This is a genomic window from Rhizobium sp. BK591 (assembly GCF_014195045.1).
GTDB lineage: Bacteria > Pseudomonadota > Alphaproteobacteria > Rhizobiales > Rhizobiaceae > Rhizobium > Rhizobium anhuiense.
Genome location: NZ_JACIAZ010000004.1, coordinates 364,658 through 390,038, shown reverse-complemented (window position 1 = coordinate 390,038; position 25,381 = coordinate 364,658). Strand labels below are relative to the sequence as shown.

The 25,381-nt window shown below is 61.0% G+C and carries 27 protein-coding genes and 1 tRNA gene; 15 read left to right on the top strand and 13 right to left on the bottom strand.

What is annotated here, in order from left to right:
• Window positions 1-5: 5 nt before the first annotated feature.
• Window positions 6-785 carry a hypothetical protein gene (locus FHX10_RS20075; RefSeq protein WP_246712920.1) on the bottom strand — a complete coding sequence of 260 codons (780 nt, stop codon included), beginning with the start codon at window positions 783-785 and terminating at the stop codon, window positions 6-8.
• 213 nt (window positions 786-998) lie between these two features.
• Here FHX10_RS20075 and FHX10_RS20070 point away from each other — a divergent pair, with 213 nt between their 5' ends.
• Complete coding sequence (locus FHX10_RS20070; RefSeq protein ID WP_028755451.1) at window positions 999-1,520, top strand: hypothetical protein; 522 nt, start codon at window positions 999-1,001, stop codon at window positions 1,518-1,520.
• A gap of 17 nt (window positions 1,521-1,537) precedes the next feature.
• Here the strand turns inward: FHX10_RS20070 and FHX10_RS20065 are convergent, their stop codons facing one another.
• A complete protein-coding gene (locus tag FHX10_RS20065; RefSeq protein ID WP_245433233.1) occupies window positions 1,538-1,696 on the bottom strand; it encodes a nuclear transport factor 2 family protein in 159 nt (52 codons plus the stop codon).
• Between FHX10_RS20065 and FHX10_RS35205 the strand changes: the two genes are divergently transcribed.
• Window positions 1,652-1,789 (top strand): DUF982 domain-containing protein, encoded by a 138-nt coding sequence (locus FHX10_RS35205; RefSeq protein WP_245294564.1) that lies wholly within the window; start codon window positions 1,652-1,654, stop codon window positions 1,787-1,789. The genes FHX10_RS20065 and FHX10_RS35205 overlap by 45 nt on opposite strands.
• On the opposite strand, the gene FHX10_RS20055 is transcribed toward FHX10_RS35205, so the two are convergent.
• Window positions 1,779-3,680, bottom strand: coding sequence for an adenylate/guanylate cyclase domain-containing protein (locus tag FHX10_RS20055; protein ID WP_028755453.1), 1,902 nt, complete (start codon window positions 3,678-3,680; stop codon window positions 1,779-1,781). The two genes, FHX10_RS35205 and FHX10_RS20055, sit on opposite strands and share 11 nt — an antisense overlap.
• 287 nt (window positions 3,681-3,967) lie before the next feature.
• Window positions 3,968-5,653 (bottom strand): winged helix-turn-helix domain-containing protein, encoded by a 1,686-nt coding sequence (locus tag FHX10_RS20050; protein WP_049810844.1) that lies wholly within the window; start codon window positions 5,651-5,653, stop codon window positions 3,968-3,970.
• Window positions 5,654-5,869: 216 nt separating this feature from the next.
• Here FHX10_RS20050 and FHX10_RS20045 point away from each other — a divergent pair, with 216 nt between their 5' ends.
• Window positions 5,870-6,487, top strand: a complete 618-nt coding sequence (locus FHX10_RS20045) for a hypothetical protein (protein WP_028755454.1) — start codon at window positions 5,870-5,872, stop codon at window positions 6,485-6,487.
• Between the two features lie 185 nt (window positions 6,488-6,672).
• Here the strand turns inward: FHX10_RS20045 and FHX10_RS20040 are convergent.
• The 3 genes from FHX10_RS20040 to FHX10_RS20030 form a co-directional block, all read right to left on the bottom strand.
• Window positions 6,673-6,749 (bottom strand) — tRNA-Arg (locus tag FHX10_RS20040).
• A 122-nt stretch (window positions 6,750-6,871) separates the two neighbouring features.
• Window positions 6,872-8,392, bottom strand: coding sequence for an ATP-binding protein (locus tag FHX10_RS20035; protein WP_028755455.1), 1,521 nt, complete (start codon window positions 8,390-8,392; stop codon window positions 6,872-6,874).
• Between the two features lie 345 nt (window positions 8,393-8,737).
• Entirely contained in the window at window positions 8,738-10,735 is a 1,998-nt protein-coding gene (locus FHX10_RS20030) for a methyl-accepting chemotaxis protein (RefSeq protein WP_028755456.1), read from the bottom strand.
• A 417-nt stretch (window positions 10,736-11,152) separates the two neighbouring features.
• Between FHX10_RS20030 and rpmH the strand changes: the two genes are divergently transcribed.
• The 8 genes from rpmH (at window position 11,153) to FHX10_RS19990 (ending at window position 16,740) form a co-directional block, all read left to right on the top strand.
• Window positions 11,153-11,287: a 50S ribosomal protein L34 gene (gene rpmH / locus FHX10_RS20025; protein ID WP_008524438.1), complete on the top strand. Its 135-nt coding sequence runs from the start codon at window positions 11,153-11,155 to the stop codon at window positions 11,285-11,287.
• A 21-nt stretch (window positions 11,288-11,308) separates the two neighbouring features.
• Entirely contained in the window at window positions 11,309-11,710 is a 402-nt protein-coding gene (gene rnpA, locus FHX10_RS20020; protein WP_028755457.1) for a ribonuclease P protein component, read from the top strand.
• Complete coding sequence (gene yidC, locus FHX10_RS20015; protein ID WP_028755458.1) at window positions 11,710-13,503, top strand: membrane protein insertase YidC; 1,794 nt, start codon at window positions 11,710-11,712, stop codon at window positions 13,501-13,503. Before rnpA ends, yidC begins: the two co-directional genes overlap by 1 nt.
• 154 nt (window positions 13,504-13,657) lie before the next feature.
• Complete coding sequence (gene yihA / locus FHX10_RS20010) at window positions 13,658-14,311, top strand: ribosome biogenesis GTP-binding protein YihA/YsxC (RefSeq protein ID WP_028755459.1); 654 nt, start codon at window positions 13,658-13,660, stop codon at window positions 14,309-14,311.
• A gap of 267 nt (window positions 14,312-14,578) precedes the next feature.
• Complete coding sequence (locus FHX10_RS20005) at window positions 14,579-14,788, top strand: cold-shock protein (protein WP_003545000.1); 210 nt, start codon at window positions 14,579-14,581, stop codon at window positions 14,786-14,788.
• Window positions 14,789-14,921: 133 nt separating this feature from the next.
• Window positions 14,922-15,146 carry a hypothetical protein gene (locus FHX10_RS20000; protein WP_003556111.1) on the top strand — a complete coding sequence of 75 codons (225 nt, stop codon included), beginning with the start codon at window positions 14,922-14,924 and terminating at the stop codon, window positions 15,144-15,146.
• A 120-nt stretch (window positions 15,147-15,266) separates the two neighbouring features.
• Complete coding sequence (locus FHX10_RS19995; protein WP_024323874.1) at window positions 15,267-15,542, top strand: hypothetical protein; 276 nt, start codon at window positions 15,267-15,269, stop codon at window positions 15,540-15,542.
• 121 nt (window positions 15,543-15,663) lie between these two features.
• The gene (locus FHX10_RS19990) at window positions 15,664-16,740 is read left to right on the top strand and encodes a sensor histidine kinase (RefSeq protein ID WP_049810845.1); all 1,077 of its coding nucleotides are present in this window, start codon (window positions 15,664-15,666) and stop codon (window positions 16,738-16,740) included.
• A 63-nt stretch (window positions 16,741-16,803) separates the two neighbouring features.
• Here the strand turns inward: FHX10_RS19990 and FHX10_RS19985 are convergent, their stop codons facing one another.
• The 3 genes from FHX10_RS19985 to FHX10_RS19975 form a co-directional block, all read right to left on the bottom strand.
• Complete coding sequence (locus FHX10_RS19985) at window positions 16,804-17,358, bottom strand: fasciclin domain-containing protein (RefSeq protein ID WP_028755461.1); 555 nt, start codon at window positions 17,356-17,358, stop codon at window positions 16,804-16,806.
• A gap of 127 nt (window positions 17,359-17,485) precedes the next feature.
• Window positions 17,486-18,205: an anti-sigma factor domain-containing protein gene (locus FHX10_RS19980; protein WP_028755462.1), complete on the bottom strand. Its 720-nt coding sequence runs from the start codon at window positions 18,203-18,205 to the stop codon at window positions 17,486-17,488.
• Window positions 18,202-18,741 (bottom strand): sigma-70 family RNA polymerase sigma factor, encoded by a 540-nt coding sequence (locus FHX10_RS19975; RefSeq protein WP_025554809.1) that lies wholly within the window; start codon window positions 18,739-18,741, stop codon window positions 18,202-18,204. The genes FHX10_RS19980 and FHX10_RS19975 overlap by 4 nt, the downstream gene beginning before the upstream one ends.
• 143 nt (window positions 18,742-18,884) lie before the next feature.
• On the opposite strand from FHX10_RS19975, the gene argB reads away from it, so the two are divergent.
• Window positions 18,885-19,772 carry an acetylglutamate kinase gene (argB, locus tag FHX10_RS19970; protein WP_025554810.1) on the top strand — a complete coding sequence of 296 codons (888 nt, stop codon included), beginning with the start codon at window positions 18,885-18,887 and terminating at the stop codon, window positions 19,770-19,772.
• Between the two features lie 71 nt (window positions 19,773-19,843).
• On the opposite strand, the gene FHX10_RS19965 is transcribed toward argB, so the two are convergent.
• Both FHX10_RS19965 and FHX10_RS19960 read right to left on the bottom strand, forming a co-directional pair.
• Window positions 19,844-20,614 carry an isocitrate lyase/phosphoenolpyruvate mutase family protein gene (locus FHX10_RS19965; RefSeq protein ID WP_025554812.1) on the bottom strand — a complete coding sequence of 257 codons (771 nt, stop codon included), beginning with the start codon at window positions 20,612-20,614 and terminating at the stop codon, window positions 19,844-19,846.
• Window positions 20,611-21,711 carry a bifunctional transcriptional activator/DNA repair enzyme AdaA gene (locus FHX10_RS19960; RefSeq protein ID WP_025554814.1) on the bottom strand — a complete coding sequence of 367 codons (1,101 nt, stop codon included), beginning with the start codon at window positions 21,709-21,711 and terminating at the stop codon, window positions 20,611-20,613. The genes FHX10_RS19965 and FHX10_RS19960 overlap by 4 nt, the downstream gene beginning before the upstream one ends.
• A 102-nt stretch (window positions 21,712-21,813) precedes the next feature.
• Here FHX10_RS19960 and FHX10_RS19955 point away from each other — a divergent pair, with 102 nt between their 5' ends.
• Together FHX10_RS19955 and FHX10_RS19950 are read left to right on the top strand one after the other, a co-directional pair.
• On the top strand, window positions 21,814-22,521 hold the full coding sequence (locus FHX10_RS19955; protein WP_028755463.1) for a pyrimidine 5'-nucleotidase: 708 nt from the start codon (window positions 21,814-21,816) through the stop codon (window positions 22,519-22,521).
• A gap of 169 nt (window positions 22,522-22,690) precedes the next feature.
• Window positions 22,691-23,329, top strand: a complete 639-nt coding sequence (locus FHX10_RS19950) for an EF-hand domain-containing protein (protein WP_025554967.1) — start codon at window positions 22,691-22,693, stop codon at window positions 23,327-23,329.
• 78 nt (window positions 23,330-23,407) lie between these two features.
• Here FHX10_RS19950 and FHX10_RS19945 read toward each other — a convergent pair whose 3' ends face one another.
• Window positions 23,408-24,274, bottom strand: coding sequence for an LOG family protein (locus FHX10_RS19945; protein WP_025603433.1), 867 nt, complete (start codon window positions 24,272-24,274; stop codon window positions 23,408-23,410).
• A 194-nt stretch (window positions 24,275-24,468) separates the two neighbouring features.
• Between FHX10_RS19945 and dapD the strand changes: the two genes are divergently transcribed.
• Window positions 24,469-25,329 (top strand): 2,3,4,5-tetrahydropyridine-2,6-dicarboxylate N-succinyltransferase, encoded by an 861-nt coding sequence (dapD, locus tag FHX10_RS19940; protein ID WP_028755464.1) that lies wholly within the window; start codon window positions 24,469-24,471, stop codon window positions 25,327-25,329.
• Window positions 25,330-25,381 lie beyond the last annotated feature (52 nt).

The window sequence follows — 25,381 nt, the reverse complement described above, 5'->3', positions numbered from 1 at the left end:
TCCGATCAATTGGACAGCCTCTCTGACCTCAGGGCCGTGACGCATGTCGAGCCGATCCGCCAGCCTCCGCCCCAATTTCCGCCACCGGTCGCAATGGGTGTCATAGCCGGTTCCCGAAACCAGCCACGCTCCGCTTGCATCCATGCCGGGGGATCTGCGGCGCCTGGCGGCCTCTTCGGCGACCATGATCCACTCGCAGAGACCGAGAAGCGCTGCGTCGTTCCATTGGTGCGGACGGCCAAGCGCGAACCACAGCATGGCCAGCCGAAGAAGGGGATCTCTCCCGCTTCATGTTCCGGCAGGCGCGGAATCAGCCAGAATAACAGCGACAGAACGTCATCCTCGACATCCAAGCCGAGGGCTTCCAGGCTGCCGATCAAGTTTATGAGTGTCTGGTTGCCGCCATAAGAAGCACCCGCGTTGCGCGGGTCGCCATAGGAGACGAGCAGAACCGTGCACGCAAACGCGCATTGCCTGGATAGGTTCGCCACCATGCCGGGACCCTGCTGCCCGGGTTCAGACCACCGGGTCAGTTCCAGAACCTCGCGGGGATGCCATTGCAATGGCGACGGCAATTCGCACAGCCGGGCGATATCGACGAGCCGGGCGAGATGTTCTTCGCTGTCATTGCCGTAGTCGGCGCGCGCAATGCTCTGCAGATCGGCGTCATCCAGCAGGCCGGCCGTGGCCTTGAGAAGAGAGTTTGGATTGCCTGATGAAATCGATGACACACTGCCGGCGAGGCTCTGAAATTCGACGACGTGCTCCTGCATTCGTGACGTCATTTACATTTTCGCCCTACCAAACTGTCCGGACTCCGAGCCGGGCAAGCCGAATTGTCCGTTCGCCATCGACAGCGCCCTTTCGCTCAACATTTGGCAGCCCTTCAGAAAATGTCGAGGGGCTAAACTTAAGGTAGCACAATTGCTTCGAATCCCCTAAGCATCCCGATGCATTACAACGAATGCTAACCGCCATAGCGCTCTCAGGAATATTCCATGCCCAACGCTCAATTCATTCGCTCCGCCGCCTTCTCTGTGTGCGTCGCTTTTGCGGCATTTCAGGCCGGACAGGTTCTGGCCGAGTCGGCCAATGACAAGTTCTTTGACGCAGCCCTTTGCAAGCCACCCTATACGATGACATCGGCAATGAAGATCTATGACGTCGTGGAGGCTTTGGCCAAACCAGACACGTCGTCTCTGGGTGCGGCGATCTACAAACTCCCGAACCAAATCGGCCGCGACGGCTTCAAATCGAACGAGGTTTTCTTTGCAAGCAACGCGGTTGGAATTTTGGTCGAAGGCGAACGCGCCGACGATCTGGCCGCAAAATACGGCTTGAAGCGGGAGACCTCGGACCTGCTGGGTGCATCTACCAAGGGCTATTCGCGCGAACTGCCGGCAGATCTGCAGCCGGAACCGGGAATGGCCGGACCCGGAAAGGTCTCCATCGTTGCCCGCCAAGGCAATGCCCTGCCAGGCAAAACCTTGCTGGCGTGTGAATTCGTTCAGGAATTCTAGGCGTCGCCGGGGCGCCATCAGCTTCCCGGCAAGGCCTGATCTTGTGAAGCGGGCAACGATACCCTCACCGTTTCCAGATGCCAGACCTTGGCGACGATCCGCCAGCCCTCGATGCCTTTCACGAAGCAGAGATGGTCGATGAAAACGTTGGAATGAATCCGCAGCCTGACCTTCACGGTGGCAGCGGCCAGCGAAAGCCAATCGATCAGGAGGCGCGACAGGCGTTTATCGACGCTGCGATCGAAGCCGGAATCCCGATCAAGGAATGAGGCCAGGAGGCTCTGCTAGCTGAGCTTCCATCCGGTCGGCGAGAGCCAGGTAGCGCGGATGGTTCCGGAGAGGATCTAGATCGCTGTCCTTCTTCATCCACGCCACGACCGACGCGACATAGGTAGGCGATCCGGACGCCTGCCGTTCAAGGCAGGCAATGGCCTCAGCAGGTTTGCCGAGCTTCGCATAGCAACAAGCGAGATTATAGAGCACTCTGAGGTCGTCCCCAGCGATTGCGGCGGCACGGGACGCCCACGACGCTCCACGCTCCATCTCGCCCAGATCCGCCAGCAAACAGCCGCCATAGCACATAAGGATCGGCTCGTCTGGATGTGCGGCAATCTCTCCTTCTATCAGCCGAAGGCACTCTCGCGCCGACTGAACTGCTTCTTGATGGTGCCCAAGGGATATATGGACCGCTCGCAGCTGGTCCCAGGCCCGATAATCATCTGGCTTCAAGGCGATAGTGCGCTCGTAGAGGCCGCGCGCCTTTTCGAACTGGCCCTGCGCGTGACAATTGCGCCCGTAGAAGAAGTTCGCCTCGAAAGAGGTCGGATCTCGTTCGAGGGCGAGCTCGAACTCTGCCTCGGCCTCAGCCCGCAGGCCCTTGGTAAACATTGCGATGCCTCGCGATGCATGGGCGTCGGAGAGACCTGGATCGAGCTCCAGAGCCCGGTTGGCGTTGTCTAGGATGTTGTCATATGTGGCAGCCGGATCATTGGCGAGCAGAAGGTAGGAGTCGCAGTCGGACAGTCCGGCATAAGCCCGTGCATAGCGCGGATCTAGGTCGACGGCCTTCGCGAACAGACCCCGGGCTGCCTTTATGCTTCTCGATTCGTGTCCACGGTTAAAGAACGACCGCCCCATCAGATAAATTTGATAGGCCTCCGGATTGTCGGTTCCCCGCTTGGTGATAGTCTCCAGCTCCTTTGCGAGGAGCCGGACCTTAAGCGCGTCGACAATGTGCTTGGAGATTTCGTCCTGCAGCGCGAATATATCTTCAAGGTCGCGATCGTATCGCTCCGCCCACACGTGCCGGCCATCCGTTCCGTTGATAAGCTGAGCCGCAATGCGCACTTTGTTTCCGGCCTTGCGCACGCTGCCTTCCAGCACATACCGCACGCCGAGTTCGCATCCCACCTGCTTCATGTCCACGGCGCGACCTTTGTAGATAAAGCTTGAATTGCGGGCGATGACGCTGAGCGCGGACACTTTCGCAAGATCCGTAATGATGTCCTCGGTGATGCCATCACTGAAGTATTCCTGTTCCGGATCGCCGCTCATGTTGGTGAACGGTAGCACCGCAATAGACACGCCTTCGCTTTCGGCGATCACCGCCGCAGGAGGCCGCTTCGGCGGTGAATCCTGCCATCTGTGTCCGAAGCGCGCCATGTGGACTTGTATGGGCCTCTCGTGGTTCTTCACGGAATGTTGGCCGAAATCCTCGAAGTCGACCCCCAACTCGCTGCCGATATGCTCGCGCACGATGCCAGCGATCGCGACCCCGCCGGGATCGGCGAGGGATTGCAGGCGCGCCGCGACGTTGACCCCGTCACCATGGATGTCGTCACCATCGACGATGATGTAGCCAAGATTGACCCCGATGCGATATACGAGACCGCGGTCTTGGGCCTCCTGGGGTTCGGCTCTGGCTATCGTGCTTTGAATCTCGGTGGCGCACCTTACGGCATCGGCAACGCTGGCGAACTCCACCAGCATCCCATCACCCATCAGCTTGACGATCCGTCCGTTGTGAGTCGCAATACAGGGGTCGACCAGGTCATGGCGCAACGACTTGAGGCGGTTCAGCGTGCTGATGTCATCGATTTCCATCAAACGGGTGTAGCCGACGATGTCAGCCGAGAGGATCGCCGAAAGCCTGCGTTGCATTGGAAGCCCCCACTCCCTGTTGACCGCAATGCTTAATCGTAGCGCTTAGAATCCGGCGCAATCATGTCGGGAAAATAGCCGATTTTAGAGGTGAGCCGTTGGGTTGGCCGCGTTGGGTGCAATCGGCTCCTTCCAGAAACACTGACGCTCTAAGCCGCTGCCGAGCGACCATCCGTTGAAGAGACCATTCGTAGCGCATTTCAGGGTTTGTGCGGTTGCAACGAGCCGGCCAGCTAGGTTTCAATCTCGAAGTTACCGCTATCCGCGCCGCAGACTGCTTGCGAGATTCAACGCTCGACGCATTCAGGCAACCTGAAAGGCTTGACAAAACCGGCCAATGCCTCGGGCTTTGCGCAGGGCGGAAAGCCGGCAAGTCGCATGGTTTCGATCAATCGCCGCCTGTCGTTTTCATTTGTATCAGGAAGGCTCACAAATCCCTCTATGGTGAGATCGGGAAACCATTTCAGTGCTTGTGTGAGAGCCGTTTTCGCTTCCGCCGTGCGGCCGGTGGCGGCTAGCGCGGCTGGACGATATACCCACATCCGTCGACCGTAGTTTTCCGGACCCATTTGACCCTGCATGCGAAGCGCATCTTCGTAGCGTCCTGCCATGAAATAGGCAGCAGCAAAGATTCTCGTACTCCACACCGGGTAGATCGGATTAAGGCGGATTGCCTGATCGACCATCTCCGCACCGCGCTGCGGCTCGCCGAAGGTGGATGCCAAGAAGGCGTAGAAGGTCAGAATTTCGAACTGGTTCGGCGCCATGCGCAGCGCCGTGTCGAATTCCGCTTTGGCGCGTGCAAGATCGTTCCTGTCGCCGAAACTAAAGCCCAGCACGGCGTGCGCCTCGGCGTCCATCGGATCGAGCGTGACCGCGCGCTCGGCGGCCTCGGCGGCCAGTCGGAAGTTGACCTCGAAATCGGCGCCAAAACTCGGCATGACGCTATACGCGTGATAAAGTTCAACCCAGGCGCGCGCCAGCCCCGGGTCCAGTTCCGCGGCGCTTTTGAGGAGCTTGATTGCCTCCTCGACATCAGCGCGATTCATCTTCGCAAGCTTCTCCGTGCCGAGCAGGTACAGCTCATAGGCGGTAAGGTCGCTTGGCGGCTTGCGATGGGCCGCGATCCGGCCTGCCTCCTGGATCACGCCGCCTCCGCCGCCGAGCCGGTTGGAGACCTGCCCGGCAATCTCCGTTTGAATCGCAAAGAGGTCCCGGTCCGGCCGGTCCCAGCGCTGCGACCAAAGGTGCTTGTTCGTTTTGGCGTCGATGAGTTGTGCTGTAACCCGCACCCGATCGGCTTGGCGTTGAATTGAGCCTTCGACAATAAAGCTCGCGCCAAGCGTCCTGCCCACCTCATTCGGCTCGGCTGGTTTGTCCCGGTATTGTTCAGTCGAGTTGCGGGCGATCACCTCGAATTCAGGGAACCCCGCCAGATCGGTGATTATGTCCTCGACGAGGCCATCGGCGAGGCGTTCGGTCGCCTCGTCACCGCGATAATTGTCGAAGGGCAGCACCGCGATGGATGGCAGCCCCGCGTCGGGACGCTTCTCGATTGCGTAACTTGTAAAGAGCCAGACTGCACCTGCCGCCAGAAAGACCACCAGGCCCAGACCCGCAGTCCATTTCCACCTTGCCGGCGCCAAAGGCGGGTTCGCGGCGGTGATCATCAGCCGGTATCCGCGTTTCGGTACGGCCTTGAGAACTGCCTGTTGCTCATCGTGAAGAGCGCGGCGTACATCGCGCACGCATTGGACCAGGCTGTCATCGGTGACGAACACGCCTGGCCACACCGCCTGCATCAGCTCATCTTTGGTGACCAGCCGATCGGCGTTTTCGAGGAGATACTTCAGGAGGTGGAAGGCCTGCGGCCTGAGAGCGATCTCGCGCCCTTCCCCGTCACACACAATCCCTCCGGCAATATCAACGATAACGCCGTTAACCGCGAACGTCCTGGCAGCCCGGGAATCCATCCTCCGCCTCCTGCCGCGGGGACATCCATTATCATATCAGACAGCTGCAACTCCGTGAATGCCGCCGCAGCGCCTTTGTTTTTCGGCAATTTTTCACCGAACGATCACCAGTCGTTCGGGACATTGGCATTGTGCGCGTCCAACGTCGCACCAAGCGCGCGTCGCGACCCATCGTCCCCAAACCATATGCAAGGTTGAATCGGTAGGAGAACCACCATGAACCTGCGAACCCTCACAGAGAGCCTGATCGGAATACTGCTCATTTCGCAGGTTGCTTTCGGTCTTACGACGTCCGCCGCGACGGCCGAAAATGCCAAATTGCTCGTCGAACCAGTGGTCGAGAAGAAGGTGAAGGAACTGCCGCCCGGACCATTGTTCTGGCGGCTGGAGAATTTCCCAACGCTGGCCCAGGCCCAAAGCGCCGCAGGCCCGACGTCACTCGCGGCCGAGGTCGCAGGCAAGGTGTGGTTGTTCACGCTTGGACCAAAGGATGGCTCTACGCCAGGCGGAACCAGTGTCGCCGCGATTGGTCCCATCCCACCGGTCAGCGCAAGCGAATATTTGCTGCGCATCAACCGCGCCGGAGGCGTGCCGGGCGCCAAGACTTCGATCCATTCACATCCGGGGCCGGAGGCCTTTTATGTGCTGGCCGGCAAGCTGGGCCAGAGGACGCCGCACGGCATGGCATATGCCGAAGCCGGAACGACCATGGTTGGTCATGGCGCGGATACACCGATGGAAGTGTTTAATGCCGGAACAAGCGATCTCGATGAGTTCGCCATCTTTGTGGTGGACGCCAATCTGCCGTTCTCGTCGCCGGCCAAACTCGACTGAGGCCATCTGGCGGCTTGGCATACGGCACCGATCCAGTAGGACGCGACGCGCCTCATGGGCATAGCTGCGAGCTTGCGCGCACCTAGAGGATGTGCATGGGAAATAACGAACTGAAGTGCGATCAGACCCAAATGGCCAGTCCGTAACCGGGGCCTGAAGACCGATGGCATGGTAATTGGGAAGAATGGCGCACCCGAAGAGATTCGAACTCCTGACCCCCAGATTCGTAGTCTGGTGCTCTATCCAGCTGAGCTACGGGTGCGTGCAAAATGCGGCGGTGCCGCTTGCGTGGCGATCCTCTAAAACGTCCTTCGGGACAATGCAAGAGCATTTCTGAAAAAATCGCGTCTTTGCCTGTTCGCAGCAGCGCCTTGCCCAGCGAGGTCACTTTTCCAAATGCGTCCGGCTGCGGTAATCCTCCAGCGAAACCGGGCGATCGGGGATCTCGATGCGGAATTGGGTGCCGACCGTCGGCTTTTCCACCAGCGCGATCGTGCCGCCATGGGCCAGCACCAGCTCGCGGGCGATGGTGAGGCCGAGGCCGGTGCCGCCGGAGCGGGCGGAACCGCGGAAGGCGGCAAAGAGGTTTTGGCGGGCCTTCAGCGGCATGCCCGGGCCGGTATCGTCGACCGTGATGCTGACGACGCTGCCGACGCGCTGGGCGGCGACGGTGATGCGCCTCAAGGTACCCGGGGCGCCCTCGCCCGGCGCGGTCAGCGCCTGCAGCGCGTTGCGGCAGAGATTGTGGATGACGCGGAAGAGCTGTTCACCATCGGCATCGACCTTGAGCTCGGCGCCGATCTGCTCGACGAATTCGATGCCGCTCTGCGGGTCGATCGCCAGTATGTCCTTGACCTCCTGGGTCAGTTCCAAAAGCAGGATATGGCGGCGGCGCGGCGCCGATTCGCTCGCCTTGCCGTAGGACAGCACCTCGGTGGTATAGCCGACGGCGCGGTCGATGGTGCGCAGCAGCTTCGGGGCGAAGCTCTTGACCATCGGATCGTCGACATCGACGAGACGGTCCGACATCAGCTGCGCCGACGCCAGGATATTGCGCATGTCGTGATTGATCTTGGAGACGGCAAGGCCGAGAGCGGCGAGGTTCTTCTGCTGCTTCAGCGTCTTCTGCAGCTCCATCTGCATCGAGGTGAGGTTGCGGCCGGCGACCGCCAGTTCGTCGCGGCCGCCGTCGCCGATATAGATATGGGCCGGGTTTTCCGGATCGGAGGAGAATTGCTGCATGCTGCCGGTCAGCCGGCGGATCGGGCCGATCAGGATGCGGTTGATCGCAAAGAAGATCAGCGTCGCGGTGAAGACGGAGATCAGCACCGACAGAAGGAGGACGTTGCGGGAATAGGCGAACATCGCCGTGCGCAACTGCCTGTCCCTCATCACCACCTCGACGCCGGTATTGGTGTCGCCGACGGGGCCATAGACGCGGATCATCCTGCTGCCGCCGAAGATCAGCGTGTCGAGCGCATCGCGTATCGCCGTCATTGGCGGCACGTCGGTGAGATCATAGGCTTCATCGACGGAGGTCGGCATATCGGTGGTCGCCAGCAGCCGCGAGGTGCCGTCCTTGCGCAGCACGATCGCCTTGGTGCCGGTTGCCTCCAGCGTTTCCTTCTGCAGCGCTCGCGGCAGCTCGACCGGCTGCAGCCCGTCGATGACGATGGCGGCGGCGGCGGCCGTGTTCAGCCTGTCTTCCAGCCAGCGTATGCGCATGCTGGCAACCGAGGGGAAGAAGATCAGGATTTCGGCGAGCATGATGAAGAAGACGGTGAGCCAGAGCAGCTTGCCGGAGAGCCCGCCGAACATGCGGGCAGACGGGCACGGCGCCCTCGCAGCCTCGCCGGCCGCCGGGGTCTCCGCCGAAGGATTGTCACCCTGGTCTTTCATCGGCATTCGCGTCTCGCCCGATCGGCAGCATTTGCGCCGCCCTTACCGCTGGAGCTTTATATTAGACCAAGATGCTCCGCTTTCAAATCTTTGCGAGCAGCGTCACGTCGTCACAAAGAAGCGTCCAGCTTGGAGAAGGAAGGCCCTTCCCCAACCTTTCCCCACAAGAGGGAGGGACCAATTTGCGGCGCCCACGCGGCAAATATCAGCCTTTCCGCGGGTGAAACGACGAAGTTGGAAGCGCCGGTGCGACAGGTTAGGCTTGGGGCGAGGTCTTCGCCCGGCGCGGACCGGGCAGAAAAAACCAACGCCGCCCGGAGGCGGCGTTGAAAGGCGCGTGATCAGTAAAGCTTAGAACTCTTCCCAGCTCTGTTCGGCGGGCGCCGCATTGCCGCCGAAAGCGCGGGCGACCTTGGCGATCGCCCGGCGGGCAGGCGAGGCGACGGGCCGGTGCGGCTCGTTGCGGACGAGCGCCACAGGCGCCGGCGCACCGTCCGACAGTTTGAAGCGGGCAATGAGGCTCACCAGCCCATTGGCTTCGGCCGACAGCCTGTGCGTGGCGGCGGAGGTCTCTTCGACCATCGCGGCATTCTGCTGGGTTACCTGGTCCATCTGATTGACGGCGGTATTGACTTCCTTGAGGCCGGTCGACTGTTCGGTCGCGGCTGTCGCGATCGAATGGATATGGTCGTTGATGGCGATGACGCGGGTGCCAATTTCGGCGAGCGCCTCGCCGGTCGCCTGCACCAGCTTGACGCCGACCTGCACCTCGTCGCCCGACTTGGTGATCAGCGCCTTGATGTCCTTGGCCGCGGTTGCCGAACGCTGGGCCAGTTCGCGCACTTCCTGGGCGACCACCGCGAAGCCCTTTCCGGCCTCGCCGGCGCGGGCGGCCTCGACGCCGGCATTCAGCGCCAGCAGGTTGGTCTGGAAGGCAATCTCGTCGATGACGTTGATGATCTGGCTGATTTCGCGCGACGCCTGCTCGATGCGGCCCATGGCCTCGACGGCATTGCGCACGACGACGCCGGAGCGGCCGGCATTCTCCTTGGCTTCGGACACCATGATGGTTGCTTCATGCGCCCGCTCGGTGGAATTCTGGACGACAGCGGTGATCTCATCGAGGGCGGCCGAAGTCTGTTCGAGGGCAGCCGCCTGCTGCTCGGTGCGCTTCGACAGGTCGTCGCTGGCATTGCGCAGTTCGGCGGTGTTGCCGTTCATCGCTTCCGTCGTCTCGCGCACTTCGCGCATCGTCGCCTGCAGGGTGACGAAGGTATTGTTGACGTTCTGCTGCAATTCGGCGAAGGCGCCCTGGAAGCTGCCGCGCATCGTCTGGGTGAGGTCGCCTTCGGCAAGGCTTGCGATGACGCGGCGGGTCTCGCCGATGCCGGCATCGACGCTCGCCAGCAGCGTGTTGATGTTGCCGGCGAACTGGTTGAGGTTCTCGTCCTCGTAGTCCTTATCGATGCGGTGGCCGAAATCGCCGGCCGCGGCCGCAGCCACGACGACGGACATGCTCGACTGCAGGTCGTCGCTCTTGGCGCGCATCGCCGCCTCCTGAGCGTTCAGGCGCTTGATGGCAAGGCCGTTCGCCTTGAAGACGGCGACCGCTGCGGCCATCTCGCCGATTTCATCCTGGCGTCCGGCGAAAGGAACCTCGGCCTCGAAATTGCCGTCGGCAACCTCCTTGATCGCATGGGTGACGCGCTTGATCGGGCGGCTCAGATGGCTGGTGCCGATGTAGAAGCCCATGCCGATGCCGGCCGAAATGCCGATGCCGGTGATGCTGAGGACGAGCATCAGCACCCAGGAGCGGAAGCTTTCGATCTCGGCGTTGACGGTCTGCAGCGCGGCCTTGTCGATGGCGACGACCGCGTCGATTTCCGCCTGGAACGCCTTGCGGTTGGCGCGGTTGGCCTCATTGTTGCCCTGTTGGCTGGCGGCCTCGGGGCCGACCTCGGTACCGAGGCGGGCCGTTTCCGCGCGGAAGGTGCGGAATTCCGCAGCGCGGGCGACAAGCTTGGCAAAACTGTCCTTCTCATCCTCGGGAACGAGCGGCGCCCAGCCCGCGATGACCTTGTCGATCTCGTCGAGGCCGGCCAGCAGGCCCTTGGCAAAATTCGGCGTATCCTTGATCGTCTTGGCGGCATAAATGCCGCGCGATTCCATCACCACGGCCGTCACGAAACGGTTGAGACGTTCGCCGGCATAGGCGCGGGTGGCGGCCTGTTCGTAAGCCGTCAGGTTGCGACTGTATTCGTGCATCGCGGACAATGCCGTTGCGCCGATCAGAAGCGCGACCGCGCCCATCACGCACACCAGCAGATTAATTTTGCCACGGATCTTCAATGCAATGCCCTCCTAGCTACGCCACTGCCTGGAAAGCAAATTCCAGCCCATGCGCTGAATATCGGCGACATTTATTAAAGTTAGATTTCCAATATTTACGATTATGCCGAGGGAAAATTATCCCTGTTGGACGCGGTCGCGGGACGTAACCCCCTGCAAACCAGGCTTATCGATCGCTTGCGGCACCAAATTACAACCGCTCGGAGCAAGCGGAAATTCTTAACACCAGAGTGCGAAAATTACTTCGGGCCGACGGCGCAAAGTGAAATTATCGGGTATAATTGACTTTCTAAGGCTTCATCCGTATAAGCCGCCGCACGTCCGGTCACTCAGCCTTTTTGGCTCGCCCGTTCGAAAAACAACGCTCCTTGCATTATGCAAATTCAAGAAGGGCCGCACTCCGCGGTATTCAAATAAATGAAGCGTACCTACCAACCATCCAAGCTTGTTCGCAAGCGTCGCCACGGCTTCCGTGCGCGCATGTCCACGAAGGGTGGCCGCAAGGTCATCGCTGCCCGCCGCGCGCAGGGCCGCAAGCGTCTTTCGGCTTAAGGCCGGATTGCCCGGTAAGAGATGGCGGGCGAATTGACGACCAGTGAGAAGAAACACACTGTCGGGCGGCTGAAGAGCCGCCCGCAGTTTCTTGCCGCGCGCGAGGGCGAAAAACGCCGGGGCGGCCTCTTCCTTCTCGAAGTCCTCGACCGGAAGGAACCCGACAGCCAAGCCCGTGTCGGTTTTACAGTCACCAAAAAACATGGCAACGCGGTCGAACGGAACCGTATGCGCCGCCGCCTGAAAGAGGCGGTGCGGCTTCATGCGGGGTTTGCAATGCAGCCCGGACACGACTATGTGGTTGTCGCGCGCAGGGACGTGCTTCAGGCGTCCTTCAAAGAATTGGCCGCGGAACTGAAATCCCGCGTGGAAACCAGGCCGAAACACCGGCGCTCCGGAGACGGACGCCCCAGGAACGTATGATGGAAAACAACCGCAATTACTTCATTGCGATCGCTCTCTCGGTGCTGATCGTCCTCGGCTGGCAGTTTCTCTATATGAATCCGCGCATCGAGACCCAGCGCAAGGCGCAGGAAGCCCAGAAGGCGCAGCAGCAGACCGAGCAGGCGCAGCAGCCCGCAGCAAGCGGTCAGGCGCCGGCCCAGCCGAGCGGTGCGGCCCCTTCCAGCCAGGCGGCCGCGACGGCGACGCTCGAGCAAGCGCTGCAGAAGTCGCCGCGCATTGTCATCGATACCCCGGCACTTTCCGGTTCGATCAACCTTGCCGGCGCCCGCCTCGACGATCTGAAGCTCAAGGGCTATCACGAGACCGTCGACGACTCGAGCCCGATCATCACGCTGTTCAGCCCGGCCGAGACCAAGGACGGCTATTTCACCGAACTCGGCTATATCGGCAGCGATGCGACGGGCAGCGTTCCCGGTCCCTCGACGCTCTGGACCGCACCTGAGGGCGCCAAGCTCACCGAAAAGACGCCGGTGACGCTGACCTATACGAACGACAAGGGCCTGACCTTCACCCGCACCATCTCCGTCGACGAACGCTACATGTTCACCGTCGCCGACAAGATCGAGAATGCCGGCCAGGCGCCCGCCTCGCTGAATTCCTACGGCCGCGTCACGCGCTACAACAAGCCGACGACGCCGTCGGTCTACGTCCTGCATGAAGGCTTCATCGGCGTCATCGGCGATGACGGCCTGGTGGAAACCAAATATACCGCCGCCGAGAAGGAAGCCGTGAAGCCGGCCAAATCCACCGGCGGCTGGCTCGGCATCACCGACAAATACTGGGCCGCGACGATCGTTCCGCCGCAGACCAGTCCCTATGAGGCAAGCTTCTCGCATTTTCCCGACGGTCAGCCGCGCTATCAGGCCGACTACAAGGAAGATGCCTTCACCGTCGCGCCGGGCCAATCGATCGAGCTGAAGAACCTCGTCTTTGCGGGCGCCAAGGAAGTGCCCGTCATCGACGGCTATGAGGCGAGCTACTCGATCCCGAAGTTCGACCGTCTGATCGACTGGGGCTGGTTCTATTTCATCACCAAGCCGATGTTCAAGCTGATGGACTTCTTCTTCCGCTACTTCGGCAATTTCGGCGTGGCGATCCTGTGCACCACCATCGTCGTCAAGCTCCTGTTCTTCCCGCTCGCCAGCAAGCAATATGCTTCGATGGCCAACATGAAACGCATGCAGCCGAAGATGGAGGAGTTGAAGGCGAAATTCGCCGACGACCGCATGGGGCTGCAGCAGGCGACGATGCAGCTCTACAAGGACGAGAAGATCAATCCGATCGCCGGCTGCTGGCCGGTGGCGCTGCAGATCCCGATCTTCTTCTCGCTCTACAAGGTGATCTACATCACCATCGAGATGCGGCATGCGCCCTTCTTCGGCTGGATCAAGGATCTTTCGGCGCCCGATCCGACGACGATCGTCAATCTGTTCGGCCTGCTGCCCTTCGAGGCCCCGACCTTGCTGCATCTCGGCGTCTGGCCGCTGATCATGGGCATCACCATGTTCGTGCAGATGCGCATGAACCCGACCCCGCCCGATCCGACCCAGGCGATGATCTTCAACTGGATGCCGCTGGTGTTCATGTTCATGCTGGCAAGCTTCCCGGCCGGCCTCGTCATCTACTGGGCCTGGAACAACACGCTCTCGGTGCTGCAGCAGTCGGTGATCATGAGGCGCCACGGCGTCAAGGTCGAACTCTTCGACAATCTGAAGGGCCTGTTCCGACGAAAAGAAGCGCCATCGAAATGACGCCTGCCAAGCCCCGCTCCGGCGGGGCTTTTCTTTCCCGGGCGTCGGAGAAGGACGCAGGGTAAGACCCTGCAAGCCGCCTCTAAAGCTTGACATCTGCCCACAAAACCATGAAGCCCGGTAAGACACCCAACCCAGAGATTGCAGAGCCCGCATGCCCGACACCGAAAAGCCGCTCTTCGGCCACCCATGGATCTTCATCCGCGGCGTGCCATCCCTGAACTTCCTGCCGCCGGAAGGGCCGCTGGAGGTGGCCTTCGCCGGGCGCTCGAATGTCGGCAAATCCTCGCTGATCAACGCACTGGTCGGCCAGAAGGGCCTGGCGCGCACCTCGAACACGCCGGGACGCACGCAGGAACTCAACTATTTCGTTCCCGACGGCTATTCCGGCGAAGGCGGCGACCTGCCGCCGATGGCGATCGTCGACATGCCGGGCTATGGTTATGCGCAGGCGCCGAAGGAGCAGGTCGACAAGTGGACCAAGCTGGTTTTCGATTATCTGCGCGGCCGCGCGACGCTGAAGCGCGTCTACGTGCTGATCGACAGCCGCCACGGCATCAAGAAGAACGACGACGACGTGCTCGACCTGCTCGACAAGGCTGCCGTCTCCTACCAGATCGTGCTGACCAAGACCGACAAGATCAAGGCGGCCGGCGTGCCGAAGCTGCTGGCCGAAACAGCCGACAAGATCCGCAAGCGCCCGGCCGCCTATCCCGGCGTGCTCTCCACCTCCTCGGAAAAGGGCGATGGGTTGGACGATCTGCGCCAGGCGATTGGCGAAACCGTCGGCATCGCCCGCTGGAAGTAGAAGGCGCACGCGCCCCGGACGCGGAGCCCTGTTTGGTGTAAAGGTCTCCGCGGCACCCATAAGTTGAAGACAGCGCAATCGGAAAACTAACGGTTGACGACGCAAGCTTGATGAGCTAGATAGCGAGCATCGAATTTTGCTTGCTGGCTTGGTTATCGCGCGATTGGCACCGCGCTCTGAACGAACTTCCTTTCAAAAATCGCTATCATCATCCGCATCGCCTTGGCGTTGCGGTTCTTCAATATTGCTATGAAAGGGTTCATCATCATGGCCACTGGCACAGTTAAATGGTTCAACTCCACCAAAGGCTTCGGCTTCATTCAGCCTGACAATGGCGGCGATGACGCCTTCGTTCACATCTCCGCCGTCGAGCGCGCCGGAATGCGCGAACTCGTCGAAGGCCAGAAGATCGGCTTCGATCTCGAGCGCGACAACAAGTCGGGCAAGATGTCCGCCTGCAATCTCCAGAACGCTTAAATCGGTATCTGCTTCCCTTTGACCACGGATGTACTGGCACTGCCGGAAGCACGTTATCAATCCAAGGCCAGGCGATTTGCCTGGCCTTTTTTGTTTTCGCTCGCGCGTCGAGCCCTCCAATATCGGAGCCAACATGACTGAGACATACAGCAAATCTCGCCAGCGGGCGGAGATTGCCTTCGGCAACGTCCAGACCCAATTCTTCGCGAAGAACCAGGCGGCCGAAGAGCTTGAATCCGACGCCCAATCGCAACAGGCGAAGACGTTGCGGCTTCGGGAAGCCCGGCTTGCTAGGGAACAGAGTGACCGGGTATCGGCAACCTCGGCCCTCATTGCCAAACGCGCCAGGGCCCGCTGAGATCACAACCCGATCGACAAGGCTCGGGATTTAAACCGCATCTGAAATGACGGGCTTGCAGATCGCGCGCTGCAGCATGCCGAAGGCGTGCTGGCATTCACTCGCACCAAGGAAGCGTCAATGGCAGAGACTGCGAACGAACTTCAATCGATCAATACCGCCTGGCAGATCGCCATTCAGGAGATCCTGCGCATGGTGATCAGAGACATGTATCACGGCGGCGGCGAAGCGTCGTTCAGGACCCATATCAAGCGTATCGAAGAAGCGGCCGTCGACAGCATCTACACGGATTTGCGGCTGCGCGGGACAGATGAATGGACGGAAGTGCTGGTCAAGGAAAGGGCGAGCAATTTCGTCACGACCCTGCTGACGTCATTTACCTATGACCGGGCCTAAATCATCCTGTGGCCGGCAATCGGCGGACGTGCCGCCGATCAACGCTTGCGTCCCCGCAGGTTTTAAAGCAACCCTAGTTCTCCTGCTGTGCGGGAGCAGCCGCGTCCAAGAGTAAGATTTGATGACCGATAGCAAAGACCAGCCGATTTCGCCGGAAGGCGTCGGCAACTTGCCCCATCTTGCCGAAGCCCTTGATGACGACCGGTTTCGACACTTTCTCGATCATGTGCCATTCGCAGTGGCTGTCTCAGAACTCAGTGGCGACGAGCTGCTGATTTACGTCAACCTCGAATTCGAACGGCTGACGGCGCTTGAGGCAATCGAGGTCCAGGGAAAACCTTGGCCGGAAATTAAGCTGAACTCCACCGCTGTCTCCGGAGAGGCGTCGCTCACGGCCGCTGTGACAACTGCGGAGGATTATATTGGCGCCTTCTCGCTGGTGGCCGAACCCGACAGCACCGTCATTGTCGATGTCTGGTCGAATACGATCGTCGACGATGACGACACGCCACTCTTCCGATTGGTGGCCTTTGCTGCCCGCAATGAGGCGACGGCCGCTGAGAGCTTCAGCGAACTGCTGACGGAGAAAGATGTCCTTCTGCGGGAACTTCAGCATCGCGTGAAGAACAATCTTCAGATGATCACGGCGCTCATCCGAATGGAGGCGCGCAACGCTCAACAGAATGAGGAAAGCGAGAGGTTTGCACGGCTTGCCGGGCGGATTGAAGCCTTGGCCCTGCTCTATCGCTCGCTGTCAGACGAAGAGAAAGGCGCCACTGTCGATCTTGGCACCTATGTCAGCCAGATTGCCGCCTCGGTGATGGCGGCCCACGCGGTGGAAGGGATCCGGCTGGACATGAAGGTCGATACCTGGCCGGTTTCGGTCGATGTCGCCATGCCGGCCGGCCTCGTCATCAACGAACTCCTCACCAATACGCTGAAGCATGCCTTCGTGGGGCGTGATGGCGGCGAAATCACGCTCCGCTGTGTCGTCAGCGATACCGGGTGCAGGATCACCGTTGCTGATAACGGGGTCGGCCTTCCCCAAGATGTGACTTGGCCGCAGCCGGGAAAACTGAGCGCGATGATCGTACAGTCGCTGAAACAGAATGCCCGCGCCGAGGTTGAAGTAAGCTCGTCCCCTGGCACCGGCATGAGTGTCTCCCTCGTCTTCCCGAGAGCGGAAGCGGCCCAATAGCCACCTCGTCAATTTGCGTTAGGGGCGCCTCAACAGCGCCCCATGCCTTCGTCGATACGAGACTTACATCTTCGGCAGCAGCACCTTGTCGACGACGTGGATGACGCCGTTCGACTGTTTGACGTCGGCGATGGTCACATGGGAAACGCCGCCGTTTTCATCGGTCAGCGTGATCTTGCCCTTGCTTTCGCGGGCTTTCAGCACGCAGCCGCCGACGGTCTTGATGTCGTGCTCGCCGCCGTCATCCTTGATCATCTTGGCAACGGTCTTGGCCATCGCATCGGCGGCAACGACGTGGCAGGTCAGAACCTTGGTGAGCGTCGCCTTGTTTTCCGGCTTCAGCAGCGTTTCGACGGTACCCTTCGGCAGGGCGGCGAAAGCTTCGTTGGTCGGCGCGAAGACGGTGAAGGGACCCTTGCCCTCGAGCGTGCCGACGAGGCCGGCGGCCTTGACGGCTGCGACCAGCGTCGTGTGATCCTTGGAATTCACGGCGTTCTCGATGATGTTCTTGCTGTCGAACATTGCAGCACCGCCGACCATCGGGTTCTTGGCGGCAGCAAAGGCGACAGCCGACATGGCGGTGGCGAGCGCGAAGCCGCGCAATACGGACTTGATCATGATTTTCTCCTCACCGGACCCCATCCGCCGGCTTTATGCCTGAGCGTCGTCCGGACATTTCGAACTACGACGGTCCGCGCCGAAGAGTTTCAGACAGGAGAAAATGATTTTTACGGCCGGCGTGATTTTATGGCCGGTGCAGGGGGCCGCTTGCGATCACCGGGCCGGTCGCCTGGCCGGTCGGCGAGCCGCCGAAGGGCTCGAGGCTGACGGCGAGCGTTGCACCATCGGCGATATGGCTGCGCAGATCGGCGGGAATGACCAGTTCGCCGCTTTCGCCCGGCTGGAAGACGCCGAGCGATTTCGGCAGGCCGCTGCCGGGCACCAGCCAGAGTTCCAGCGACTTCTCTTCCGGCTTGCCGGCCGCGACCGGCACGATCTTCAGCCGGCCGCTCTGCAGCTCATAGGAGGCAAGAAGATTGATGGTGCTGTTCTGGCCCGAAAGCGACGCCACCAAAGGCGCCGGCCCCTGCGGCTGCGGCACCACGCCGGAGGCGAAGATGACGGCACTGACGGCGACGATGACGCAAGCAAAGCTCAGCGAGCGCCAGAAAACGGCGGAATTCCAGAGCCCATGCGAAAAGGATGCGGCCTTTTGGCTATCGCCGAAAAGCCGCGCCTCGATCTGCTTGAAGGTTTCCCGGTTCGGAGCAACACCTTCATACTCGTCATTGAAGGCGGAAAGATTGGTTTCCCAGCGGCTGACGATCGCCGCGAAAGGCCGATCGTGGCGCATGCGCTCTTCCACCACCCGGCGGTCCTGCAGCGACAGGACGCCAAGCACATATTCGCCGGCGAGAACCTCGTCGCGGGAGCGGTCTCCCTTGCTTTTGTCGGGCGATGTCATCGTTCCATGCACTCTCTCAGTTTCAAGAGGCTGCGCCTGAGCCAGGTCCGCATCGTGTTCAGCGGGACACCAAACTGATCGGCCAGTTCCTGATAGCTCAGCCCTTCGACATAAGCCCGTTTCACCGCGACCGCACGATCAGCTTCCAACTCTTCCATGCAGGTGTCAATCCGCCTTCCTTCATCCTTCGTCACCGTCTGCATTTCCGGGTCGGGTCCGGCATCGGCAAGATCGTAGGCACTGTCGAGTTCGTCGGCGACAGGCTTGCGCGCCCGCAGCGCATCGATCGACCGGTTGCGGGCGATTGCGGCCAGCCACGCCGACGACGAACCCGTGGCAGCCTGGAAGCTCCGAGCCCGTTGCCAGATGCTGATATAGACTTCCTGCAGGGCTTCTTCGGCTTCCGTGCGATCCTTCAAGATACGCAGGCAGACCGCAAAAAGTTTCGGTCCGGTTTGGTTGTAGAGGGCCACGAAAGCCCTGCGGTCGCCGAGTGCGACGCGGCCGATCAGGTCTGCGATCTCATCGCCTTGCATGGCGTTCCTCATCTCAAGCTTGCGTGCGCCGGGCGGCGAAGTGCTCCGGCTCCGCGCCAGATACGAAAAACTATTACCCTCTGGATTATTCCCTCTGTCAGAAACTTGCGATAAAAGGCCGCGATCAATTCTGCGGGGTTCCCATGAACGAAACCGAAAGCGAACTGCAGGCACGGCTTCTGGCCAAGGCGCTGCCCTTCATGCAGCGTTACGAGAACAAGACGATTGTCGTGAAATATGGCGGCCACGCCATGGGCAATCCCGAGCTCGGCAAGGCCTTTGCCAGCGACATCGCGCTCTTGAAGCAATCGGGCGTCAACCCGATCGTCGTTCACGGCGGCGGCCCGCAGATCGGCGCCATGCTGAACAAGATGGGCATCGAATCGAAATTCGAAGGCGGGCTTCGCGTCACCGACCAGAAGACGGTCGAGATCGTCGAGATGGTGCTCGCCGGCTCGATCAACAAGGAAATCGTCGCGCTGATCAACCAGACGGGCGAATGGGCGATCGGCCTTTGCGGCAAGGACGGCAACATGGTCTTCGCCGAAAAGGCACGCAAGACCGTGAAGGATCCGGATTCGAACATCGAGCGCGTGCTCGATCTCGGCTTCGTCGGCGAAGTGGTCGAGGTCGACCGCACGCTGCTCGATCTGCTCGCCCGCTCCGAGATGATCCCGGTCATCGCGCCGGTGGCGCCTGGCCGCGACGGCGCGACCTACAATATCAATGCCGATACCTTCGCCGGCGCCATCGCCGGCGCGCTGAACGCCACCCGGCTGCTCTTCCTGACCGATGTGCCCGGCGTGCTCGACAAGAACGGCCAGCTCATCAAGGAGCTTTCCGTCGCCGAGGCGCATGCGCTGATCGCCGACGGCACGATTTCAGGCGGCATGATCCCGAAGGTCGAGACCTGCATCGATGCGATCAAGGCCGGCGTCCAGGGTGTCGTCATCCTGAACGGCAAGACCGCGCATTCCGTGCTGCTCGAGATCTTCACCGAGCACGGCATCGGAACGCTGATCGTTCCCTGATCGAGGCTTGCGCCCTTCGCTGCGAAGGGCGCATCGTCCTGATCTCGCGACTATCGCCAGGGATATCGGCGTCAAAGCTGGCTATAGATCGCCGCCGCTTCCTGCTTCAGCTTGTCCATCATCGACCGGTAAGGTCCCGGACCATAGCTGATGCGGCCGACGCCGAGCCCAGCCAACGTTTTCACGTCAGGGGCGCCCGTCCTCATCATGACGTTGACCGGCAGCGGCGATGCCGCACAGATTTTCTCGATCAAGGCGGGATCGATCAGACCCGGCACGAAGAAGCCGCTGCCGCCGGCCGCCGCATAGGCCCTGCCGCGCTCGATCGCCTCATCCACCAGACCGGCATGTTTGGCAAGATCGCTCTCGGCGAGGAAGAGGTCGGTGCGGGCGTTGATGAAGAAAGCGATGCCTTTGGCTTCGGCCATGGCGCGAATGGCGCGGATGCGGGCCGCCTGCCTGTCGATGGGATAGAGCCCGCTGCCGGCGACCACCTGATCCTCGAAATTGATGCCGACCGCACCGACCTCCACCAGTTTTGCCACATTGGCCGCAGCCCCCTCAGGCTCGGCCGAATAAGCGCCCTCGAAATCGACCGAAAGCGGCAGGTCGATGACCGAGGTGATGGATTTCGCGGTCTCGACCAGCACCGACATCGGCAACTTCTCGCCATCGGCATAACCATGGGCAGCAGCGACCGACCAGCTTCCCGTCGCCAGCGCCTTGGCGCCGGCATCAGCAACCGCCTTGGCCGTCCCGGCATCCCAGATATTGTAGAGAACGACCGGGTCGCCCTTCCGATGCAATGCGCCGAATGCCTTGGCCTTTTCGTTCTGGTTCATGCTGTCTCCTCCATATCAGGTACTTGATCAGGTGCCTGGTCAGCTGCTTGCGCGCTGATTTTCTGTTCATGCCGCAGCAGCCATTGCTTGCGCCATAGTCCGCCGCCATATCCCGTCAGCGATCCGTCCGCGCCGAGGATGCGATGGCATGGCACGATGATGGCGAGCTGGTTGGCGCCATTGGCACGGCCGACGGCGCGCACCACTTCCGGCCGTTCCATCTCTCTTGCGAGATCGCCATAGGCGCGCGTCTGGCCGGCAGGGATATCAATGAGCTTTGCCCAGACATGTTTTTCGAAGGCCGTGCCGCCAAGCGCCAACGGCGTCTCGAAGACCGTCAGCCGCCCCTCGAAATAGTCCCTGATCTCAGCCTCGATCTGGTCGATCGCCGGCGTGCGGCCGATTGCGACCGAGGAGCGGACGCGCTTTTGCAACGCCTCGAGCTCGGTCGGCAGCGCCTTACGGTCATGAAATTCGAGGAGATGCAGGTGCGTCTTGTCGGCAACCGCGATCATCGGGCCGAGCGGCGTGTCGAACCAGTCGGCAAAAAGCAGTTCGCGGTTCTGCGACAGCGCCGGCGCCTTGCCGATGAGCCGCTGAAAAGCCGCTCGAAAACCACTTGGGGATTCATATCCCGCATCGAGCTGCGCATCGATGACACGCGCCCCATTGGCCAGTTGCCGCGCCGCCTCGCCGAGCCTGATATAGCGGACGATATCGTGGAAGGTCATGCCGAGCGCCCGTTTGAAGGCGCGGCGCACGGTCGAGGGATCGTGACCCCGGCGCACGAGTTCATCCTCGCTCCAGCGCAGTTGCGGCGCGCGATCGAGCTCTGCCAGCAGTGCGTCGACGATCGGCTCCCTGCCCGGCTGCTCCAGCGGCCTGCAACGCCGGCAGGGGCGGAAGCCGGAATGCATGCAGGCGGCGATCGTGTCGAAAAAGATGGTATTTTCCCGCTTCGGCTTGCGTGCCGGGCAGGTCAGCCGGCAGAAGATGCCCGTCGTCTTCACGCAGACATAGGCCTGGCCCTCATAATCGGCGCTGCGCGCGATCAGGGCGTCATAGAGCGTATCGTCATCGGGGCGTTCGAAAAGCATGCCGGCTTTCTAGCATCCTCGGCCCCAGCCGTCCGCCGAAAATCGGGCGTCTATTTCTTCTTGTCGATTTCCTTGGGCGAACAGCCGTGCCATAAGACCGCCATGACAAAGATCGACCGCAAACCTGATAAAGCCGATTTCGCGCACGTCACAGACTGGGTCTTCGACCTCGACAACACGCTCTATCCGCATCATGTCAATCTGTTCGCGCAGATCGACAAAAACATGACGGCCTATGTCGCGGCGCTCCTGCAGATGGAGCGGGAAGAGGCGCGCAAGCTGCAGAAGCAATATTACCTCGACCACGGCACGACGCTGCAGGGCCTGATGATCCATCACGGCATCGACCCGAACGACTTCCTCGAAAAGGCGCATGCGATCGACTATTCGGCGCTGACGCCGCAGCCGGAACTCGGCGAGGCGATCAAGGCGCTGCCGGGGCGCAAGTTCATCTTCACCAATGGCAGCGTCAGGCATGCCGAAATGACGGCGGAGGCGCTCGGCATTCTCGAGCATTTCGACGATATCTTCGACATCGTCGCCGCCGACTACGTGCCGAAGCCGGCGCAGGCGACCTACGACAAGTTCACGGCGTTGAAGCGCGTCGAAACCGGCAAGGCGGCCATGTTCGAGGATCTGCCGCGCAACCTGACGGTGCCCAAAGCGCTCGGCATGCAGACCGTGCTGCTGGTGCCGCGCAATCTCGAAGAGACGGTCGTCGAATGGTGGGAAAAGACCAGCGGCGAAGAGGATCATATCGATTTCGTCACCGACGACCTCGCCGCCTTCCTCAGCAAGATTACCGGCTGACAGCCAGTCTTTATTTGATGCATGTCGTTGTCCCAAAACCGCTGCACAGTTTTGGGCGACATGCATTGATTACGAAGTTTTCACTTAGCTTACCGATGTTTAATTGGGTCTTTCGGGGCTGCTGCCGTAGCTTCTTTCGTGAGGGGACACCTTACGAAAGGCAAACACGATGTACCGCAACAAGCTGATACTGGCAGCGCTTTCTTCCACCCTCATCTTCGGCGCAGCCGCCGGAGCAGGCTATGCCGCACCCGGTGACGGGCCGCGTCAGCATCCCGGCAGGCACGGTCCCATGCACGGTGGGGGACCTGCCGCCTTCCGCGAAATCACCTATGTCCGCATGCTCAAGCAGTTCGACACCAACAAGGACGGACAGATCTCCAAGGACGAGGCGACCGCCGGCATCGACAAGGTCTTCGCTGCGATCGACACCAATAATGACGGCTCGCTGACCCCGGGCGAAATCCAAGCGTACCAGAAAGCGCAGATGCAGGCGATGAGAGATCAGCGCAAGCAGGAGGCTGGGGAAAACAAGGATGCGAACGCCGCAGCCGAGACGGCGGACAATGACGACCAGGGACGGCCGCCTCGCGAAGGCCACGAGGGTCGCGACGGACATCGCTGGATGCGCCATGGCGGCAACATCATGCGTGCCTCGATCATGATGCACCGGGTCGACACCGATCAGAACGGCCAGATCTCCAAACAGGAAGCCGAAGCCGCCATCGACAAGCTGTTCACCCGGATGGACCGCAACAAGGACGGAGTCATCTCGATCGACGACATGCCGGACCGGCCGCTTCTGTAAGGCCGGACAAACCGATATCTTTCCCCGCTCCGGCGGGGAAAGAGTGGGAGGTTCGGCGAAACGCCGCGTTTCTTGTCCTTATTCGCGGTGTTCGTAGAAATCCTGGATGATCTTCCATGCGGCTTCGGCCGTATCGACGAAGCTGATCAGCTTGACGTCGTCGGGCGCGATCGTGCCGAATTCGGCCAAAGCATCGAAATTGATGATGCTTCGCCAGAAGGTCTCGCCGAAGAGGATCAGCGGCAGGCGCTCCATGCGGCCGGTCTGGATCAGTGTCAGGCATTCGAAGAATTCGTCGAGCGTGCCGAAGCCGCCGGGAAAGACCGCGATCGCCTTGGCGCGCACCATGAAATGCATCTTGCGGATGGCGAAATAGTGGAAGTTGAAGCTGAGCTCCGGCGTCACATAGACGTTCGGCGCCTGCTCGTGCGGCAGCACGATGTTGAGGCCGATCGACGGGGCGCCTTCGTCGGCGGCGCCGCGATTGCCGGCCTCCATCACGCCGGGGCCGCCGCCGGTGACGATGACATATTCGTGGAAATTCAAGGTGGCAGAATATTTCGAGCAGAGCCGGGCGAATTTGCGCGCCTCGTCATAATAGACGGAGGCCGCCTCCAGGTTGACGCGCTGGATATCGTTGCGGGCTGCCCAGGCGCTCTGGCCGGGGGCGGGAATGCGGGCGCCGCCGAACATGACGACCGTCGACTTGATGCCGCGTTCGGTCAACATCATCTCCGTCTTCAGCAGCTCCAGCTGCAGGCGGATCGGCCGCAATTCCTCGCGGCAAAGGAAATCCTCGTCGACATAGGCAAGACGGTAGGCCGGCGACATCGTCTGCGGCGTCTTCGGCACGGCTTCGGCACGCTGCCTGTCGGTCGAGCTGCTCTTCAGCGGGTCCCATACGCCATCCTTGCGCCGCGAACCGCCGTTTCGTCCCTTCGCCATATCGTAATGCCTTTCAGTATTGCCGGCCAAGAAGCCGGATATGTCGCTATAACGCCTTGAATCCAGATATGATCTTGTCGGAAAAATCATTCCGTTCTACGGGTTCATGCTGTAGAGCAGGATTGACCCCCGCCAACCGCAATTCCGGAGACTTCGCCGTCTCCACGATAAAGATCGAAGTTTAAGGAATTCTCATGAGCGCCACCGACCTCGCATCCCTCGAAAAGACCATCGAAGCCGCCTTCGACAATCGCGACAATGTGAACATGTCGACAAAGGGCGAGGTTCGCGATGCGGTCGAGGCAGCACTCAATCTGCTCGATGCCGGCACGGTCCGTGTCGCGACGCGCGGTGCCGACGGCGCCTGGACGGTCAATCAGTGGCTGAAGAAGGCCGTGCTCTTGTCCTTCCGCCTCAACGACATGGAAGTGGTCAATGGCGGCTCGGGCAATTCCACCTGGTGGGACAAGGTTCCTTCGAAATTCGAAGGCTGGGGCGAGAACCATTTCCGCGCCGCCGGCTTCCGCGCCGTGCCGAACTGCGTCGTGCGCCGCTCGGCCTATATCGCCCCGAATGCGATCCTGATGCCCTCCTTCGTCAATCTCGGCGCCTATGTCGGCGAAGGCACGATGGTCGACACCTGGGCGACGGTCGGTTCCTGCGCGCAGATCGGCAAGCATGTGCATCTCTCCGGCGGCGTCGGCATCGGCGGCGTCCTGGAACCGATGCAGGCCGGCCCGACGATCATCGAGGACAATTGCTTCATCGGCGCCCGTTCGGAAGTGGTCGAAGGCTGCATCATCCGCGAAGGCTCGGTGCTCGGCATGGGTGTCTATATCGGCAAGTCGACCAAGATCGTCGATCGCGCCACCGGCGAGGTGACCTACGGCGAAGTGCCGCCCTATTCCGTCGTCGTCGCCGGCTCGATGCCGTCAGGCAATGCGACGATGGGCAACGGCAAGCCGGCGCCGCATCTCTACTGCGCCGTCATCGTCAAGCGCGTCGATGAACAGACCCGCTCGAAGACCGGCATCAACGAGCTGCTCAGAGATTGATGACACCGGGACATTGATCCGGTAAACAGACGGCGTCTTTTTACGCGAGGCA